This window comes from Myxococcus sp. AB036A (genome assembly GCF_006547355.1).
Lineage (GTDB): Bacteria > Myxococcota > Myxococcia > Myxococcales > Myxococcaceae > Myxococcus > Myxococcus virescens.
In genome coordinates this window covers 87657-105411 of the sequence record NZ_VHLC01000016.1, presented here as the reverse complement: position 1 = coordinate 105411, position 17755 = coordinate 87657, and the positions used below count along the sequence as shown (strand labels likewise).

The window sequence follows — 17755 nt, the reverse complement described above, 5'->3', positions numbered from 1 at the left end:
TCGGTGGGTCCGATATGCCTTCTGCGCCGGACCGTTGATCGCCCAGGCGGGGCCTTTGCCCCCTTGGAAGACGGGCGGTCATCGGGACTCCTCGGTCGGAGGGACGACGACGCCCGAGAGACGGAGGCGACCAGGATGTCCGAGCTCTCGGCGGAAGTGCGGGTGCAGGTGGCGCGGTTGAGGAATCTGCTCATCGACGTAGCGCGCTGCGGTGCGTTGGGCAGCCCCCTGGGTGCCCTACCCCATACCGAGCTGGACCCGATGGAGGTCCAGGCCGTCTGGTGGCTGAAGGCGGAGAGCCTCCTTCCCGTCAACGTCCTCGCGGAGCGGCTGGGCGGCATTGCCCCACCCCGGCTGAGCCGACTGCTGGACCGGCTGGAGGCCGCGCAACTCGTCCAGCGCGAGCGCTCCGTGCGGCATGACCGGCGGCGCGTTCGGGTGAGGCTCACGGAACAGGGCCGCGCCCTGGCGGAGCAGGCGGACTCGGTGGTCCAGGAGCGCATGGCCCGGCTGCTGATGCCGTTGGAAGGCGAGCAGCGCAGCGCGCTGATGGACCTGCTGGAGGGGTGGGTGGAGGCCCTGGGCGGCAAGAACCGCGCGCCGGAGCTGGCCACCGAAGGGGGCGAGACGGATGCCCCGGTGGCCGATGAGCTGGAGCCCGCCGCGGCGCCCAGGCGTACTCACACGGAGCTGATGGCCATCACCGCCAACGCGGCCTGAGCAGCGTTCCTACCGTGTGTGGGCGCAGCCTGAGCTGCGCCCACGCACGGCACGGAGCAAGCACGGCAGGCTCCGCTTCACCATCCCGTGCGCTGTTGCCTGCAGTGCCCGTACACTGACGAGCCGCGCCCACCGACTGCTTTCCCTTCTTCGGAAAGCACGTCACGTCCACTGCCAGGATGGCGCCTTCCTCCAAGGTTTGGCGAGCATCGTCCAGGACGTCGTCGCGCCCCGCGTCCGAACTCCACTCTGCTCGAAGCAGTAGAAGCTGGAAGCGACAGAGCGCTCGATGCCCGACGCGCAGTCGAAGGCTGCCCGGAGTGAGGGGGTAAATGAGTTGCACCGCCGGGATGATGCGCTCGAGCAAAACCCCGGGCCCGGTGAGGCGGCATGCCCCCCTGGGAGGAAGGGAGCACAAAGAGTCGGTTGTGCCTTCGATCTCAGCTCAGCAGGGAGGCCTCGAGGAAGATGCTGAGCTCGTCGTCGCGCATGTCTCCTCGCAGCATCAGCCCCACACAAGCTCGTGCCAGGCGAGCCATGAGGTTCGGATTGGAGCCGACAGGGCTGTGGGCCGCCGCGCGCACCGCCAGGACGCCGCCTGCCAGCCGAGCTCGTGATGCAGCATCAAGCCCGTCGAGGACAGCGTCAGCGAACTCCTGCGGCAGCCCGACTCGGGGCGAAGGGGTCGCCCCCACAAGAGCGGCACGCCATGGAGCGCCTTCGGCCTCCGTCCATGGAACTTCAAGCCGAAGCTCATGTTGGTCCTTCTGATGCCTCCCCGATAGCCCAAGTAGCCCGTACTCCGAGAAGGGCCCCCGTGGAATCAGAGCTTCAATGCCGATGGTCGTGAGCATCGGCAACTCTGGTCCCGAAGCCACCCTCCTGCCCTGCACGCCGGATGAGCCGTACGCGGCGTCCGGACACACACCAAGCCAAACACGAGCACTTCCGAGACGACCGACTCGTATCGTTCTCACTGAATCCTCCAGAACGAACGCCATGCGGAGTTGAAGAATCCTGGATTCGCCGCGAGCGGGGTCTCCCCTAAAGCTGGACGCGAACCTCGCCCCCTCGTCGGCAGGCCTCGGCGACTTCCCCTGTCCAGGGCGCGTATCCCTCCGCCTCCACCTCCAGGTGAAGGCCGAACGGCCTCACGCGCCCCAACCGCCAACGTCCCTGCGCATCCGTGAGTCCCCACGCGGGAGGCAGTGAGCTCACGTCACTTGATGCGGTGACCCGCGCGCCGAACACCGGCTTACGCCCATCCGTGACGAGCACCTCGCAATCGCTCCCCTCCACATCCACCTGGAAGGTGACGGTGCCGTCCACCATGTCCTCGCCCACGTCCGCAGCGGTACTGGTGTAGACCTCGTGAACAGAGAAAGACACCAGCACTCGATAGCGCCCCGGCTCCAGAATGGACACGGCCATCCCATCCTCTTCCTGGATGTATGCGCCGGCGGAAGCCAGCTCCCACTGGTTCTCGTGGCGCCACCGCTGGAGAACGAACACGGGATAGGGCTTCTGGGTCCGTGCCTCTATCTGTGCCCGCATGGCGGCATCCATGCGCAGCACGAGCCACCGGTAGGCTTTCACGCGCCACGTCACCTCGGCGTCCCGCACACCCGGCGCGGGCCTGAAATCGAAAGCCTGTTCCGCCGCGGCCACCGGACGTCTGGAAACGGGTGATGCCACCTCGACACGGAAGCGGGACGGCTCCCAGGACGGCAGCCCCGACACGACAAAGCGCCCATCCTGCGCGAGTGGGATTTCCACGTCCCCCGGCCCCAGGAGCCTCGCGCCTTCCGGTGGACGGAACGTTCCTTCCAGTTCCACCTTCCCCCGCAGCGTCACCGCCTCCCCCACGCCTTCGGGAAAGAGCGAACCCACGTCCAGCACCACCGGCTCCACACGCCCCTCGCGCAGAGGCACCTCCACCCACGCGCTTTCCCTTCCCGCCGCGCTCCGGAGTACCAACCCCACCGCGGGGTCCGTGGGCAATGGCCGCAACTCCAGCGACTTCCCCACAGGGAGCGGGAGCGCCGTACCGTCCGCGAGCGCGGAGGCGATGTCCGGCGCGACATGCCGAATCACGGGCAACAGTTCGCTCGCGCGCTCCGCGTCGCGAACATCCCGGGATACGCCACGCACCACACGAAGTGAGAACGGGCCATGCTCGGGTCGCACTCCCGTGAGCCGCACCCGCACACCGGTAGGCGCCCGGGCAGACAGCACGGCCTCCACGACGCCTGTGGTGCCCCCCTCCTCGAGCACCACGTCGCCCAGCCAGAACGTTCCATCCGCTGCCCAGGCCACCACCCGGTAGAGCGGTACCACTGGAACGAGCACCGGTCCCAACGTCCCCCCCGTCGCGGACGGCGTCACCTCCGCGGGCCGCCACTCCAACACGTTGGCCAGGTCCTCCAGCCGCTCAGGCCCGGCGCCCTCGCGCCCCTCGCGCTTCGACACTTCCCACAGGTGCCGGTCCGCGTCGGAGATGGAGGCCTCGCCCACGCGGGCCTCTCCCTGGAAGGGAACATCCCCTTGCAGCACCACGCGCAGAACCAGTCCCTCTGAGTGCGCGGGCTCCAGATCCACGGGCGGCGGCGGACTCACGGGGGTTGGGGCTTTCGTGCGTACAACGGGCGCGCGCGCGGGCGTCACCGGCGCGGCGACGTCCGCGGGCCACAGCCACCACAGCACGAGCGCGACCAACACCAGCGCGGCGCCCCCCACACCCCATGCGCGACGTTTCAAGGTCTCAATCCGTATCGCTGGCGGAATACAGCGTCAGGTAGATGGGCGCGTGGTCCGACAGGCGGGTGACGAAGTCCCGCGTGTTCCCGATGTAGTCGCGCCCCGCCGAGGAGAACTCCGTCACGTATTCGGGCTGCATCCAGAAGTGGTCATAGGCATTCACGTAGCCACCACTGAGGTTGATGGTGGTGGCGACGTTCAGCTTGCAAGCCACCGTGGGAGACAGCGCCACCAGGTTCGCCCAGGACGCCGTCGTGCACGCCATGTTGTGGTCCCCCACCAGGATGACGTCCTGGTCGGTGCGGCTGGCGTCCTGCACCGCCTTGAACACCGCGCCGAATTGCTTCACCTCGGCGTCACGGTCGGAGGGATTGCCCCAGACGGTGTGCCAGTTGATGAACGTGTAGTCCGCGCCCGTGGGCGTGTGCCGCACGCGGACGATTTGCGGCTCGCGCTCGAACGTGTCGCCGGTGTCCTCGTACACACTGGATGACAGCAGTGACACCGTGTCCTCCCGGTACAGCACCGCGTAGATTTCCTTGTACGACGAGCGCCCGATGAGCGGCGTCTGCGCATAGCGCCACTTCACGCCGGAGACCGCGTTGAGCTCCGCCACGATGGCCGGAACCACGCTGGTATTCATCACCTCCTGCAGGAACACCAGGTCACAGCCGTTGTTGGAATTGCTGTTCGCGCCGTACTGCCGCCAGATCTGCTCCGCGTCCTCGCGATACGTCTGCTCCGCGGTCCACCCCTCGTGACGCAGGTTCCAGCTGACGACGCGCAGATACGAGCCCGCCTGGGCCCACGTGGGAACAGCCAGGACGACCAGCACCACCACGCGCAACAAGAAGGACGGAAATCCCATGGAGTGACCTCGGCGTGAGAGGGGCGGCCATGCGGCGCGGCCGCACGCGCGGACCAGGCACGTGCAACGGTCCTAGTGGATGAGGTTCGTGACCGGCAACCAACCTTCCTGAAAAACAAGAAACACAGGGTCCCCAGAGACCCACCCCACGGCGCGATTCCTCCTCCGCGCACGTCCCCACGCCACCGCTGCGCCCCATAAACGCAACTTGATTGCAACTGACTCAGGATGGCACATTGTCGCGAGCGTTCCTGGAATGGGGACCTGGCGGGGACGGCAGAGCTCTGTCCTGCCACGAAGGAGGGCGTGTCATCGTGAGCCGACTCATCTGGAGCATGGGATTCACGGGACTGGCGTTGGCCTGCGCCGTCGCGGCATGGCTTCACCGGCCAGTGGAGCTTCCGTCCCAGGCCGCGGAGCCCGAAGCATCCACCCCGCTCGCCCAGGCCCCCACACCGCGGCCGCGCTCCGTCGCGCCCCGGCCTTCCACGCCTGTCGCCCCCGCGCAGCCGGACGCTCGCCTCATCAAATCCAGGCCCACCTCGGCGTCCGATGCAGAGCGCTCCGCACGCTCCCGGCGCACGCCCCCTGCCCTGCGCCTGCGGCTGGTGACGGCCCTGCGCGGCACATACCCCTCGCCTGAAGCCCGCCGCGACGCGGTGCTGGCGGAGCTGACGACCTCCGGCGAAAGCCACGAGCCCTGGACGGCGCAGGCCCGGGCGGCGCTGGCGAAGTGGCATGCCCAGGTGGAGGCCGACGTGCTGCCCGTCCAGGCCGAGCCACCTCGATGCTTCGCGGCTGGCTGCGTCGCGCGCGTCACCTTCCCGGACAGCGACTCATTCCAGGAGTCCTTCCGCCGCACCGCCGACCTGCGGCTCGGCGAGGACGCCACGCACATGCAGCTGCCCCCCGAGCGCCGGGCCTCGGGCGAGGTCGTGGCCGCGTGGCTCGTCCTGCGTCCCGCCACGCCCTGAACACACACCCCTGTCACCCCGCAGTACCCCTCCAAGGAGCAACCACCATGAAGCTGGAGTTCCCCTTCAAGCAGTCCCTGCTCGCCACCAGCGTGGCCGTCCTGATCGCCGGCTGCGGCACCCCCGTCGAGGAGGAGTCCCCCGTGGCGCCCGAGGCCGCCGCGCTGGAGAGCAGCGAGGACGCCCTGTTCAGCATCCTCCCCGCCTGCGAGGAGCCCGCGGAGCTGGAGCACGTCGTGGAGCACGCGTGCTACCACGCCGAATACGGCCCCTTCGAGCCCATCACCGCCGCCGCCCTGGGCGCGCCCGTCCTGGTGGATGTCAGCCAGGCCCACACCGCCTACCAGGTCACCCTGCCGCAGCGCTCGCCGTTCAACTACGCCGGCCGCGTCTCGTTCCTCCCGGACGCGTCGGGTGAGTTCGCCTTCATCCTGTCGCGCCAGCGAGGCCTGCGCATCTTCGAGGCCGCCACCGGCACCGAGGTGGCGCGCGAGTGCCGCTACACCGTCCCCGCCGAGGTCTGCTCCAGCCTGAAGACGGCCTACATCGCGGACCTCGAGGCCGACACCGAGTACTACCTGGAGTTCCGCTCCATCCTCCCCTCCAACGCCGCCTTCACCCTCATCATCGAGGAGGCGGGTCACCACCACTGACCTGACCCGCGGAGCGTCTTGAAGGCCCACGGCGGGAGCTTCCTCCTCCCGCCGTGGGTCTTCGCCTGTGCGCACATCGACACAAATGCACTTCAGTTGCATTTGAACCAGGGAAACACATATGAAGCACCTCATGCGCCCGACCCTCCGAGTCCTCTTCCTGACCGCGTGTGCCGCGGCGGCCGTCGCCTGTGGTGGTGACGAAGACCCCGCCCCCATCGAGCCCGGCGACCCCTGCGAGCCCAACGGCCACATCCACCGGGAGCCCACGGGCGACTGGTGCCACTGCAACAAGGGTTACGCGGCCGCCGATGATGGCCTGGCCTGCGTGCCGGACCCGAACCACGTCCCTGGCGACGGCTTCGACTTCGGTGACGACGGCGAGCACGCTTGTTGGCACGTGACGAACGGTCCCTTCGTCACCGTCAACGCCACCACCGCCCGTCATCCCCGCGTGGACGACTTCCACACCTACTACACGGTGAAGCTCCTCCCGGAGAACAGCCAGTACGTGGGGACGTTCAGCTACAAGGCCTTCGCCACCGGCAACTTCGTCGTCTACCTGAGCAGCCCGGACGTGCCCGTCACCCTCACCGAGACGGCCATCAGCACCACCGTGCCCCAGGCCGGCGCCCAGGCCACCGGCGGCTTCTGCGACGGGCTGAAGCACATGGTCGGCTACGAACTGACGGACCGCGTCCAGTACACGCTCCAGCTCGGCCCCACGTCGCTGCCCGAACTCCACATGGTCATCGAGCACGTGCAGTAACGCATCCGGGACGAACCGACCTCCCGCGTTATTGCAATTAAGTTGCGTTTACATCATGAGTGGGGACTGCCGGTGCCCGCGACTCGCGGGGCCCGGCTCACGAAAGGAAGCCTCATCATGAAGCTGACCCAGCGGCCCCTTTGCAGTGCATTCCTCGGCCTGGTGCTGGCCGCCTGCGGCCCCATGGACGACACAGGGCAGGACTTCACGTCGGAGCAGGAGCAGCCCCTGGAGGCCACCTGCGCCAGCGTGGACAACACGGCCATGACGACGCACGCGTGCGCCCATGCGTCCAACCCTGGCGACAACGTAAATGTGAATGGCGTCACGGGGGCGCCCGACATCAGCACCCAGCACAAGCACTACACCGTGACGCTGTCCGGCAGCGGCACCGGCAAGGTGACGTACGTCCCCGTGGCCAGGGCCTCGGCGGGCTCCACCGTGGAGTCCGTCGCGTTCTACGCCACGCAAAACGTCACCATCACCGCCGTGGACAAGAGCGTCACGCCCAACGTCACGCTGACCGCGCTGGTCAGCACCAACGGCATCACCGAGGGCACCTGCACGCTGCACCACGCACGGGTGTTCGACCTCACGGTTGGCCACACCTACGAGCTGAACATCACCGCGCCCACCACCTCGGTCGGCATCGTGCCCGAGTACCTGTTTGACAACCGCGGCCGCTACTACCGGGACGCGGACGGAGATGGCTACGGCGCCAACAGCCCGCTCTACCGATTCGCGTGTGAGGCGCCCGCGGGCTACGTCACCCAACGCTTCGACTGCGACGACACCAACCCCGCCATCTTCAACTGCTAGCCCGTCACCCTCAGGGTGACCTGGGCATCACCGCAGCCCCTCCACCGGGGCGCCCCGCTCACCTCGGGGGGCGCTCCGGACCTTCTCCCCGCACCACCTCTCACCAAGGCCCTCCGATGCGAACCGTCGCCACCACCACCTTGCTCGCCACGTGCGCCCTGCTGGCTCTGGCCGGCTGTGACAATGACGACCCCGTCCCTCCGACGCCGGACGCGGGCACCCGTCCAGATGCGGGGGCCGAACCTGATGCGGGCAGGGAGCCCGATGCCGGAACACAGCCCGACGCGGGTTCGGTCCAGGGCCCCACGGTCATCGGCTCCACGCCCTCGGAGGGAGAGACGAACGTCCTGCCCGTGGAGCTGTTCAAGGCGGATGCGACGACCACCGGAGTGCGCAAGCTCGTCACGCTCACCTTCGACACGCCCATGGACACCACGGCGGCGGAAGTCACGCTCGTCGACCGGACGACGCCGGCCAATGCCCCTCGCACGCTGACGGGCACCTGGTCCGCGGATGGCCTGACGCTCTCGGTCGCCATCCCCCGGCCCGAATCCGACCTGCCACCGCTGGAGGAGGAGACGGCGTACACCCTGGAGCTCGGCGCGCTGCGCGGCGCGGAGGGCCACTCGGTGGACACGTCGCATGCGGGACTCGGTGATGGGCGGCTGGACTTCACCACCGGCCGGCGCGACGGCACCACCGAACACGCCTGCGCCCACGCACTGCTGGAGAGCCCGGTACCCGTCACCGCGAGCGCCTCCCCCACCATCTACCCCGCGACGGATACCTCGCACGAGTTCTACGGCCTGACGCTCCCCGCCAGCGGCACGTCCTTCCTGGGCTACACGGAAGTCGTGTCGGGAGAGAGCCGGGACGAGCCCGTCATCCTGTACCTCAACCACCCCATCCCGGTGGCGGTGCACGACACGACGGAAGGCGAGGACGCTATCGCCACCGCGCTGGAGCCCGTCCGGCCCGTCTGCCTGCCCGCCATCACCCACACGCTGAAGTTCACCGCGCCCGGCGGCGACCGCTTCCTCCGGCTCACCTTCGGCCCGACGGAGCGGGAGACGTTCACCTTCGTCTTCGAACGCTACTGAGTCAGCGCTCGGTGGCGGGGTGCAGCGCCGAGCCCCGCCCCGCGCGCAGCAGGTGCAGCGCAATCCCCACGCCCATGACACTCACCGCCGCCACGTAGTGCGCGGGCGCCAGGGGCGACGCCTTCATCATCAAGGTGACGACCAACGGGGTGAGCCCGCCGAAGATGGCGTAGGCCATGTTGTATGAGAAGGAGAGCCCCGAGAAGCGCACCGCCGCGGGGAAGGCGCGCACGATGCCGGTGGGGACCACGCCCACCACGCCGACGCAGAAGCCCGCCAGCGCGGACAGCGGCACCAGCGCCTCCGGCGACGACGCCACGCCCAGGTACAGCGCATACGTCGCCGAGAGCATCAACGCGCAGCCCAGCCCCAGCGACTGCCCCACGCCCACGCGGTCCGCGAGCAGGCCATACGCCACGCAGCCGAACGTGAGGCTCAGCGTGGCCACGCTGCTGGCGACCAGCGCTTGCGTGGCGGTGATTGCGTGCAGGGTCTGCATCAACGTGGGCGTCATCAGGATGACCACCACGATGCCGGCGGTGAGCACCCAGGTGAGCAACATGGACATCACCACGGTGCCACCGTGGCCTCGCAGCACGGCCTTGAGCGGCAGCTCCCGAACCAGCGCCTTGCGCCGCCGCAGCTCCTCGAAGACGGGCGTCTCCGCCAGCCATCGGCGAAGGAACACCGCCAGGAAGCCGAACACGCCGCCGATGACGAAGGGGGCTCGCCAGCCGTAGGCATTCACCTGCTCGGGGCCCAGCAGCGAATTCACCGCCGTGGCCACCAGCGAGCCCAGCAGGATTCCGAACGTGAGGCCCGCGGTGAGCGTTCCGCACGCCAGCCCCACCCTGCGCGTGGGCACGTGCTCCGACACGAAGACCCAGGCCCCCGGGACTTCACCGCCCACCGCCGCGCCCTGCACCCCGCGAAGCAGGAGCAGCGCCAGGGGCGCCGCGTAGCCTGCCGTCTCATAGGTGGGCAGCAGGCCAATCAGCAGCGTGGGCACCGACATCATGAACACGCTCAACGTGAACATGCGCTTGCGGCCCGCCCGATCTCCGAAGTGCGCCATGACGATGCCGCCCAGCGGGCGCGCCAGGTAGCCCGCGGCGAACAGTCCGAAGGCCTGAAGCTGTCGCAGCCACTCCGGCGTATCGGGCGGGAAGAAGAGCACGCCGATGACCTTGGTGAAGAAGACGAAGATGATGAAGTCGTAGAACTCCAGCGCGCCCCCCAGCGCCGCCAGCGTGAGCGTCCGGGCGTCTTCACGGGTCAACGGCCGCTGCGGAAGGTCCTGCGAGGCTGGGAGGGAGGACATGGCGGTCGGCCTTCGATGAAACCATGGACCGCGCCGCCGCGCTCACTCCGCCCGCTTGCGGCGGCGTGACACGATGCGGCTCAAGGCCACCTCGGTGATGCCCAGGTAGGCCGCGACGTCCCGCTGAGGGACACGCCCGTGCAGGTGGGGATGTTCCTGCCAGAAGCGCTCCAGGCGCTCCTCCGCGGACAGGTCGAGGAACTCCTGCTCGCGGCGCTCCTTCAGGATGTAGTGACGCTCCGCCACCCGCCGGGCGAGCTGGGCCCAGCAGGGATGGCCGGCCTCCAGCGATTGAAGGTCACGCGCCTGGAATGCCAGCACGCGGCCCGGCTCCAGCGCCTCGATGGCCGTCATGGAGGGTTGGCCCTGCAACATCTCCGCGTAGGCGCCAATGAACTCACCTTCGGCGCGGAAGGCCTTGATGGACTCCTCGCCCCGAGCGGAGACGCGCACCGCGCGGAAGACACCCTGGAGCACCAGCCCGAAGCGGTCCGCGGAGTCGCCCGGCCGCAGGAAGAGCGCCCGCTTGTCCAGCGCCTGCTCCCGCGCCAACGCTTCCGCCTTCAGCCATTCGCTGGCGGGAAGCGGCGCGAGCGCGGTGATGTGCTCGAAGAGCTTCGGGTATCTCAAGCGGAAGGCACCTGGGCTTAACCCAGGTTAAGGCGGCCTTCCTCCGGGCGCCATACACCGACGGCATGAGCATCAACGTCTACGCCGTGGCCACGCCCTTCGTCATCGTCCTGGCGCTGGGGGAATTCGCCTACTGCGTCATTCGACGCAACGGGTACTACGCCTTCCAGGACTCCATCGCGAGCATGGGCACCGCGGTGCTCAACCAGTGCGTCAACGTGGCGGTGGCGCTGCTGGTGCTCCCGCTCTTCATCCAACTGGGGCAGTTCGCGCCATGGCAGTTGGGTGTGTCCTCGCCGCTGGAGCTGGTGGCGCTCTTCCTGGGCGTGGACTTCCTCTTCTACTGGTTCCATCGCTTCGGGCATCGCACCAACATCGGCTGGGCCGCCCATTCGCCGCACCACTCCACCGAGGAGCTCAACTACGCGGTGGCCCTGCGCGCGAGCGTGACGCAGCGCCTCTTCTCGTTCCTCTTCTACTGGCCGCTGGTGCTGGTGGGCTTCCCGCCCGAGGCCGTGCTGGCCATGGTGGCCTTCCACCTGGTGCTCCAGTTCATCCCCCACACGCGCGTCATCCCGAAGATGCCCCGGTGGATTGAGTCCTGGCTCAACACGCCGTCGCACCACCGCGTCCACCACGCGCGCAATGACGTCTACATCGACAAGAACTACGCGGGCTTCCTCATCATCTGGGACAAGCTGTTCGGCACCTTCGAGGAGGAGAAGGAGGCGTGCTCCTACGGCCTCACCTCCCCGCCCAACACCTGGGACCCCACCGTCATCAACTTCCAGGCATGGGGGAAGCTGGTCAGCGACGCGGTGGCCACCAAGAGCCACTGGGACCGGCTGCGCATCTGGGTGATGCCCACCGGCTGGCGCCCCGCGGACCTGCCGCCGCGCCCCTCCGTGGGCTGGCAAAAGGACGGCGTGGAGCTGAAGTTCCAGTCCACCGAGCTGCCCGGCGTCCGGGGCTACCTCGTGTTCCAGTTGCTGGCGGCGATGCCCTTCATGCTGCTGGTGAGCCACCACGCCTCGCCGCTGTCCGGCTGGCAGAAGCTGGTGCTCAGCCTGCTCTTCTGGGCCATGGCCACCGCGTGGAGCGGGATGCTGGAGTCACGGCGCTGGAGCCTTCCGCTGGAGCTGGGGCGGGTGCTTGCCATGGGGGCGGCGGTGACGTGGTGGCTGATGCACGCCTCCGCGCCGCAGAGCTGGACCGCGCTGTGCGCGGCGTGGATGGGCGTGTCGCTCGTCTGGCTGGTCGTGGTGCGCGGCACCAGCCAGGGCGCCACGCCCGTGCCGCAGGGCTCGCGCTGAACGCGCGTCAGGCGGGTTCCCACGTCCCGGCGAAGGCCGTGTAGCGGCGCACGTTGAGCGTCAGCGCCCGGTACACCTGCGTGTCGGGCGTCAGCTCCACCACCTCGCCGCCCTCGGGCACCGTCACGCGGTCGAAGTGCGCGCCCTCAAACCAGCGGTGCGGTTGCACCTCCACGACGAAACGGCCGCCCTCGTCGAGCTCCGCCGCGATGGGCACGAAGTCCACGCGTTGCAGCTCGACGGGCGGCGGGAAGTCCAGGGCCACCCGGAACGGAACGTGCGTCTCCTGCCGGGAGGCGGTTCCTTCCAGAATCATCGACCGGCCTCCCAGCGCCGCCCCTTCCGCGCCCAGGGCCCGGGACGGCGGCTGGAGCAGCAGCGAGAAGGAGCGCGCCAGCCCGGCGATACCCGGCGAGCGCCCCAGCTCCCGCACCTCGCCCCCCTCCTCCAGCAGGTCGAACACCACCTCGCGGTCCCACTCGCCCAGCACCGTGCCGCCGGAGAAGAAGTGCCCGTCGTGGGCGTGCGCGGTGGGCAGCAACCATTGTCCCAGCCGTCGCAGGACGCGCGGCGCCGAGGCCGTGGGCTCCAGCGGCGAGGCATTCTCGAAGATGTAGATGGGCCCCAGCACCATCACCCCGGACGAAAGGCGGATGCGCCAACCCGTGTCGGTGGTGAACTCGCCGAGCGATTCCTCCCCGGGTGCCTTCGCGGTGCGCAGGCCCATGCGGAAGGTGACGCCGCGGCCTCCCGTTCCGGAAAGGCCACACGCGGACGCGCCTCCCACGAGCGCGGTGCCCAACATCCACGTGAAGGCGCGGCGGGTGGTGTGCAGCGGGGACGTCATGGCGAGTCCTCCTGGAGGTCCAGGTGCAGGGTGAGCGTGCCCATGAAGGTGCGGGGCGCGCCCGCTGTGAAGTGACGGGTGGCCATCAGCGAGGGAGGCGCATCCGGACCGCGGAAGTTGGACACGTAGTTGAACTCCGACTCGCGCCACCGCGTGTCGAGCAGGTTCTCCACCGACAGGCCCACCTCCACTGCCTTCCACCGGGCCCGTGTGCCCACGTCGAACAGGAAGATGGGCGCGCTGTAGCGGTCCAGCGGCAGGGGCCGGGGACCGATGGCGCTGTGCCCCAGGGCCACGTTCCAGTCCACCTGCTGACCCGCTACGCGGGTGGTGCCTCGCAGCGAGGCGTCCACGCGGCCCAGCAGCTCCGGGATGTAGGGCATCACCGTCCCATCCCACAGCTTCCACGCCGATGCCCCGGGCACCGGCAGCGTGGCGCGCGCCCAGGCCAGCGAGGCCTGGATGTCCACCCGGTCCTGCAGCGTCCCACGCGCGCTGACGAAGGCACCCAACCGCTGCGATGCGCCCACGGGCTGGTTGCGGCCCACCGTCTCGTCGAACACGAAGTCCTGCGACACGCGCGTGGCGAAGAAGGCGCCGCGTGCCTCCAGCGCCAGCGGCCCGTCCAGCCGCCAGCCCAGCCCCGTCTCGCCCGAGGCCACGCGGGCGTAGGGCGCCAGCTCCGCGTCGGACAGCGCGGCGGCATCGCTGGAGCGCGCGCCCAGGCCCGCGCTGGTGAGCCAGGTGAGCCGGGGCGTCAGGCGAAGCTCGGCGGAGGCGCGCGGGCTGGCGAAGAAGCCGTAGGCCTCCAGAGACTCGTCGGAGAGGCGGGGCCCATCGCGGTCCGCGGTGGGCCGGTTGTGGTCATCCACGCCGAAGAGGAAGGTGTCCAGGCGCACGCCGCCGCGCAGGGTGAGCCACGACACAGGGGCGACTCGCAACGAGGCGTAGGCCCCGAGATTCGTGGTGCGGACCTGGTTGTCGAAGACGGTGGCGTAGGGCACACCGCCGCTGTCCCGTAGCCGGCGCGAGCGCGTGCGCACGTCGTCGTAGCGGGCCACGTAGCCGAGCTCCAGCGGCTGCGGCTGTCCCAACAACGTGAGCCCCGGCGTGTAGCGGCCTCGCAGGCCCAGGGTGGAGCCGCGGTAGTACCCTTCCGTGTTGTCACCACGCTGGCGCGCTCCGTCCGGCGGGGTGGTGTCCAACAGGAAGCCCGTGAAGTTGTCGCGGATGCGCGTCTGCCGCAGGATGACGTAGCCCTGCTGGACGAAGCGCCCGCCGCGCTTCAGCCGTGACTGGAGTTCAGCGGAGAGGATGTGGCGCTGCCCCGCGCCGCCCTGGTTGGGGCCGTAGGAGCAGAAGAACTGCGAGTCCGAATCTGGAGCGCACGGCATCCGGGAGTCCACCACGTCCGTCTCCCGCACCACGCCCGGCGATGCGAAGCGCGAGCCATAGCTGGTGCCGAACAGGCGCAGCCGTGACTCGTCGCCGACGCGCAGCTCTACCTGCGCCATGATGCCCGCGTTGGCGTAGGAGCGGTTGGGGCCGAAGCCGTGGCCCTGACGCAGCAGCAGTCCCACGAAGGTGGCGTCACTGGCCTCCGGCGGCCCCCAGAGCAGGGACAGCCGCCGCGCGGCGTAGCTGCCCGTGGAGAGGGACGCGGTGAGTCCGCGCCGCGCCAGCCCGAGCTGATACTCCACCGTGCCCGCCACGCCGAAGTCGCCTTGGGATGGGTCATAGGGCCCCTCGGTGACGCGCAGGGACTCCACCAGCTCCGGGATGATGAAGTACGTGTCCGCGTAGCCGTGGCCGTGCGCGTGGGACACCTCGTTGAGGGGAACGCCGTTGAGGCGCAGCTCCACGTCCTTGCCCTCTCCCGCGTCGAAGCCTCGGATGTAGATGCTCTCCGCGTGGCCCTCGCCGCCGTGGTTGGCCAGCATGACGCCGGGCGCCAGCAACATCAGGTCGGACGCGGAGCGGCGCGGCACGTCCGCGAGCTGTCCCACCGGAATGTGGAAGTCGCCCACGGCGACCGGCGGCGGTGCCTGGGAGGCGCCACGGACCGTGGTGGAGAAGGATGGTGGCTGCGGCGCCACGGGCCCGAGAGGCTCCGAGTGCTCCGTCTCAGAGGCGCCCCGGCTCGTCCCCGCCGACGCGGCTGGCGGGCTTTCCGTCCCCGACACGGCGCCACCTGGGTCATGCGCATCTCCCGGAGCGTGCGCTACCGCCTCGTCCGGAGGCGCATCCGCCCCGTCATGTCCGGAAGCCACGGGCTCGATGTGGTGGCCATGGACCGGCGGCACGAAGGTGACGGGCACATCCACCCGCACGTCGATGGCTTCTTCACCGCGCCGTGCCGGCTGGAACCGCCAGCGCAGCGCGGCACTCATCGCGGCGCGATCAAACGCCACGCCAGCGGACTGCCGCACCTCCACCTGGGACACCTCGCCCATGCGGTCGATGGTGAGCCGCAGCAGGACGGTGGCGGGCACCTCGGGCGGAGGCACCTCCGCGGGCAGCACGGGCCCAGGCGCATCCAGCGGAACGGGTGGAGTCACAGGCAACTCGCCCGTGGCGCTCAGCACGCAGAGCACCAGAGTCGGAATCCACACGGGTGATGACCTCACTAGGTTCCGGAGCGGCCCGCCCTGGGGCGGAATTCATGCATCCGGGTTGCATCCACACCCCAGATACACCACGACCCAATTGACTCGCAACCATGTTGCAATTAACCATCTATTGCATGAACACGGAGCGGCGGATGTTCCGGAAGTGGTGGTGTGCGACCCTGGTGGTCTGGGGCCTGGCGGGAACGGCCTGTGACAACGTGGCCACGGGCGACGTCCAGGTCACGATGAGTGGGGGTGATGGCACGCAGCGAGGACTCCCGGACACGCTCTTCCAGGATGGCTGGTCCATCCAGTTCACCCGCTACCTGGTGTCGCTGGGCGACGTCACCCTCACCTCCGCGTCTGGCGAAACCCACAGCAGCAGCCGCCACGTGCTGGTGGACGTGCAGAAGGGCGACATTCCCCTGGTGGAATTGACGGGCGTTCCGGCGGGCCGCTGGGACGTGGGCTTCCGGGTGAGCCCACCCGAAGCGCGCACCGAGCTGGCGGACGGGCAGGTCTCCGCGGAGGACCTCGCGATGATGCGCGAGCGCGGCTTCAGCTACTTCGTGGAAGGCCACGCGACGAAGCAGAACGAGCCCGTGCTGCGCTTCCGCATGGGCTTCCCCGTCAACGCGCTGATGAACAACTGCATCAACGGCGCGGACGGAACGCAGGGCATCATCGTCCCCGAGGGCTCCGTGGCCCGCCCCGAGGTCACCATCCACGCCGAGCACATGTTCTACGACCGGCTGGGCACGCACCGGGGCGTGCAGCTGCGCTTCGAGGCCATCGCCGCCACCGCGGGCGAGGACCACGTCATCACCCCCGAGGGGCTCGCCACACAGGAGCTCACCGACCTCCGGGGCCGCGACGGCAACGAGCTACGCGATGCCCAGGGCCAGCCCGTCATCTACCAGCCTGGCGCGTTCGACGTGCGCACGCTCCAGGAGTTCATCACCCAGAGCGTGGTGGATCAGGCCCACCTCAACGGCGGCGGCGTCTGCACCGTGGTGAAGTGACAGCGCGTCACGCCGTCATGGGCGCGGGGGAGGTCCCCGCGTCGCTCGCACCGCTGGCGGGCAACCGCGCGTCCGCCCGCCGAGGCAGGCAGAGCCGGAAGGTCGTGCCGTCGGCTTCCGAGGAACGGACCGTCAGCCGCCCCCGGTGCGCCTCCACGACGGCCCGGGCGATGTAGAGCCCCAGGCCCAGGCTGGTGCGGGCCAGCTCCCGCGAGTCCTCGCCCCGCTGGAAGGGCTCGAACAGGTGCGGCAGCAGCGAGCGAGGAATGGGCTCGCCTTCGTTGTGGACCTCCAGGAAGACGGCGTCCGGCTTCTCCCAGGTGGAGAGGCGGACGGCGGACGGCTCCGGGCTGTACTTCAAGGCGTTGTCCAGCAGGTTGGCCACCACCTGCCCCATGCGCTCCAGGTCCCAGACGCCGTGCAGGCTGTCGCGTGAGAAGTCGCACCGGATGACGCGGCCCGGCCGGGCCACCTGCAGCTCGTCCACCACCTCGCGGCACAGCTCGTTGAGGTCGCCCGCCCGAGGTATGACGGGGATGCCGCCCCCCAGCCGCGAGCGGGTGAAGTCCGTGAGCAGGTCCACGATGTGCTGGATGCGCTCGCCGCTGCGCGCCACCCGCTCGAACGCCTTCTGCTGCGCCGGCTCCAACGCGCCACTGGCGAGCTGACTCTTCGCTGTCGTCAGCACGACGGAGAGGGGCGTGCGGATGTCATGGCCGACGATGCCCATGAGCTGCTGCTCCAGTTCGGAGGCCCGCTGCGCCGCTTCCTCGGACCGGCGCCGCTCCGCGAGCTCCACCGCCTGCCGCTTCACCTCCTCGCCGCGCAGGTACAGCGCCACGAAGACCTGCACCTTGGCGCGCAGGATGTCCGGGTCCACGGGCTTGAGCAGGTAGTCCACCGCCCCCTGGGCATAGCCCCGGGTGACGAAGGCCGCTTCGCGGCTCAACGCGGTAATGAAGAGGATGGGCAGGTAGCGCGTGCGCTCGCGCGCCCGGATGAGATGCGCCGTCTCCAACCCATTCAGCCCTGGCATCTGCACGTCCATGAGGATGCAGGCGAACTCTCCTCGCAGCAGCTCGCGCAGCGCCTCCTCGCCGGAGCGGGCCAGCACCAGCTCCTGGCCAAGCGGCTCCAGGATGGCTTCCAGGGACAGCAGGTTGGCGGGCGTGTCGTCCACCAGGAGGATGCGCGCGTGCGGCGCGTCCTCACCCGGGGCGTCTCGAATAACGGAAGGCGGCATCGAATCCAGGTGTGAGGTGGGAATACGCGGCCCCGCAGGCCGACCCATCCGGGCATGACCGACGCGAGCCACGCTCCGACAACACACCCCGGGGCCCTCACGTTCCAGCC

General features: G+C 69.3%; 16 protein-coding genes. 8 read left to right on the top strand and 8 right to left on the bottom strand.

Annotation, left to right across the window (positions count from 1 at the left end; genetic code table 11):
• The first annotated feature begins 135 nt into the window (after positions 1–135).
• Complete coding sequence (locus FL344_RS09440; protein WP_171410192.1) at positions 136–720, top strand: MarR family winged helix-turn-helix transcriptional regulator; 585 nt, start codon at positions 136–138, stop codon at positions 718–720.
• On the opposite strand, the gene FL344_RS09435 is transcribed toward FL344_RS09440, so the two are convergent.
• The 3 genes from FL344_RS09435 to FL344_RS09425 form a co-directional block, all read right to left on the bottom strand.
• Complete coding sequence (locus tag FL344_RS09435) at positions 701–1063, bottom strand: transposase (RefSeq protein ID WP_228564901.1); 363 nt, start codon at positions 1061–1063, stop codon at positions 701–703. The two genes, FL344_RS09440 and FL344_RS09435, sit on opposite strands and share 20 nt — an antisense overlap.
• A 701-nt stretch (positions 1064–1764) precedes the next feature.
• Positions 1765–3477: a carboxypeptidase-like regulatory domain-containing protein gene (locus FL344_RS09430; protein WP_141618278.1), complete on the bottom strand. Its 1713-nt coding sequence runs from the start codon at positions 3475–3477 to the stop codon at positions 1765–1767.
• Between the two features lie 4 nt (positions 3478–3481).
• The gene (locus FL344_RS09425) at positions 3482–4345 is read right to left on the bottom strand and encodes a deoxyribonuclease I (protein ID WP_141588113.1); all 864 of its coding nucleotides are present in this window, start codon (positions 4343–4345) and stop codon (positions 3482–3484) included.
• Positions 4346–4659: 314 nt separating this feature from the next.
• On the opposite strand from FL344_RS09425, the gene FL344_RS09420 reads away from it, so the two are divergent.
• The 5 genes from FL344_RS09420 to FL344_RS09400 all read left to right on the top strand — a co-directional run bounded on the left by FL344_RS09420 (position 4660) and on the right by FL344_RS09400 (position 8660).
• Positions 4660–5319, top strand: coding sequence for a hypothetical protein (locus tag FL344_RS09420; RefSeq protein WP_228564899.1), 660 nt, complete (start codon positions 4660–4662; stop codon positions 5317–5319).
• Between the two features lie 47 nt (positions 5320–5366).
• Positions 5367–5972: a hypothetical protein gene (locus FL344_RS09415; protein WP_228564898.1), complete on the top strand. Its 606-nt coding sequence runs from the start codon at positions 5367–5369 to the stop codon at positions 5970–5972.
• Positions 5973–6105: 133 nt separating this feature from the next.
• A complete protein-coding gene (locus tag FL344_RS09410) occupies positions 6106–6741 on the top strand; it encodes a hypothetical protein (RefSeq protein WP_228564897.1) in 636 nt (211 codons plus the stop codon).
• Between the two features lie 117 nt (positions 6742–6858).
• Positions 6859–7560 carry a hypothetical protein gene (locus FL344_RS09405; RefSeq protein ID WP_228564896.1) on the top strand — a complete coding sequence of 234 codons (702 nt, stop codon included), beginning with the start codon at positions 6859–6861 and terminating at the stop codon, positions 7558–7560.
• 116 nt (positions 7561–7676) lie between these two features.
• Positions 7677–8660, top strand: a complete 984-nt coding sequence (locus FL344_RS09400; protein WP_141618273.1) for an Ig-like domain-containing protein — start codon at positions 7677–7679, stop codon at positions 8658–8660.
• A 1-nt stretch (position 8661) separates the two neighbouring features.
• Here FL344_RS09400 and FL344_RS09395 read toward each other — a convergent pair whose 3' ends face one another.
• Together FL344_RS09395 and FL344_RS09390 are read right to left on the bottom strand one after the other, a co-directional pair.
• The gene (locus FL344_RS09395; RefSeq protein ID WP_141618272.1) at positions 8662–9981 is read right to left on the bottom strand and encodes an MFS transporter; all 1320 of its coding nucleotides are present in this window, start codon (positions 9979–9981) and stop codon (positions 8662–8664) included.
• Positions 9982–10023: 42 nt separating this feature from the next.
• Positions 10024–10611 (bottom strand): Crp/Fnr family transcriptional regulator, encoded by a 588-nt coding sequence (locus FL344_RS09390; protein WP_141618271.1) that lies wholly within the window; start codon positions 10609–10611, stop codon positions 10024–10026.
• 65 nt (positions 10612–10676) lie between these two features.
• On the opposite strand from FL344_RS09390, the gene FL344_RS09385 reads away from it, so the two are divergent.
• Positions 10677–11924: a sterol desaturase family protein gene (locus FL344_RS09385; RefSeq protein ID WP_141618270.1), complete on the top strand. Its 1248-nt coding sequence runs from the start codon at positions 10677–10679 to the stop codon at positions 11922–11924.
• 7 nt (positions 11925–11931) lie between these two features.
• Here FL344_RS09385 and FL344_RS09380 read toward each other — a convergent pair whose 3' ends face one another.
• Positions 11932–12771, bottom strand: coding sequence for a hypothetical protein (locus FL344_RS09380; RefSeq protein WP_141618269.1), 840 nt, complete (start codon positions 12769–12771; stop codon positions 11932–11934).
• Entirely contained in the window at positions 12768–15398 is a 2631-nt protein-coding gene (locus FL344_RS09375; protein WP_141618268.1) for a TonB family protein, read from the bottom strand. The genes FL344_RS09380 and FL344_RS09375 overlap by 4 nt, the downstream gene beginning before the upstream one ends.
• 92 nt (positions 15399–15490) lie before the next feature.
• On the opposite strand from FL344_RS09375, the gene FL344_RS09370 reads away from it, so the two are divergent.
• On the top strand, positions 15491–16402 hold the full coding sequence (locus FL344_RS09370) for a hypothetical protein (RefSeq protein ID WP_141618267.1): 912 nt from the start codon (positions 15491–15493) through the stop codon (positions 16400–16402).
• A gap of 7 nt (positions 16403–16409) precedes the next feature.
• On the opposite strand, the gene FL344_RS09365 is transcribed toward FL344_RS09370, so the two are convergent.
• Positions 16410–17645 carry a hybrid sensor histidine kinase/response regulator gene (locus FL344_RS09365; RefSeq protein ID WP_141618266.1) on the bottom strand — a complete coding sequence of 412 codons (1236 nt, stop codon included), beginning with the start codon at positions 17643–17645 and terminating at the stop codon, positions 16410–16412.
• Between the last annotated feature and the right edge of the window lie 110 nt (positions 17646–17755).

Bases quoted from the DNA above. Each gene is read 5' to 3' on its own strand.
- FL344_RS09410 (WP_228564897.1), top strand. From the start codon at position 6,106: ATGCGCCCGACCCTCCGAGTCCTCTTCCTGACCGCGTGTGCCGCGGCG.
- FL344_RS09370 (WP_141618267.1), top strand. From the start codon at position 15,491: ATGTTGCAATTAACCATCTATTGCATGAACACGGAGCGGCGGATGTTC.
- FL344_RS09395 (WP_141618272.1), bottom strand. From the start codon at position 9,981: ATGTCCTCCCTCCCAGCCTCGCAGGACCTTCCGCAGCGGCCGTTGACC.
- FL344_RS09440 (WP_171410192.1), top strand. From the start codon at position 136: ATGTCCGAGCTCTCGGCGGAAGTGCGGGTGCAGGTGGCGCGGTTGAGG.
- FL344_RS09400 (WP_141618273.1), top strand. From the start codon at position 7,677: ATGCGAACCGTCGCCACCACCACCTTGCTCGCCACGTGCGCCCTGCTG.
- FL344_RS09415 (WP_228564898.1), top strand. From the start codon at position 5,367: ATGAAGCTGGAGTTCCCCTTCAAGCAGTCCCTGCTCGCCACCAGCGTG.
- FL344_RS09385 (WP_141618270.1), top strand. From the start codon at position 10,677: ATGAGCATCAACGTCTACGCCGTGGCCACGCCCTTCGTCATCGTCCTG.
- FL344_RS09405 (WP_228564896.1), top strand. From the start codon at position 6,859: ATGAAGCTGACCCAGCGGCCCCTTTGCAGTGCATTCCTCGGCCTGGTG.
- FL344_RS09425 (WP_141588113.1), bottom strand. From the start codon at position 4,345: ATGGGATTTCCGTCCTTCTTGTTGCGCGTGGTGGTGCTGGTCGTCCTG.
- FL344_RS09380 (WP_141618269.1), bottom strand. From the start codon at position 12,771: ATGACGTCCCCGCTGCACACCACCCGCCGCGCCTTCACGTGGATGTTG.
- FL344_RS09365 (WP_141618266.1), bottom strand. From the start codon at position 17,645: ATGCCGCCTTCCGTTATTCGAGACGCCCCGGGTGAGGACGCGCCGCAC.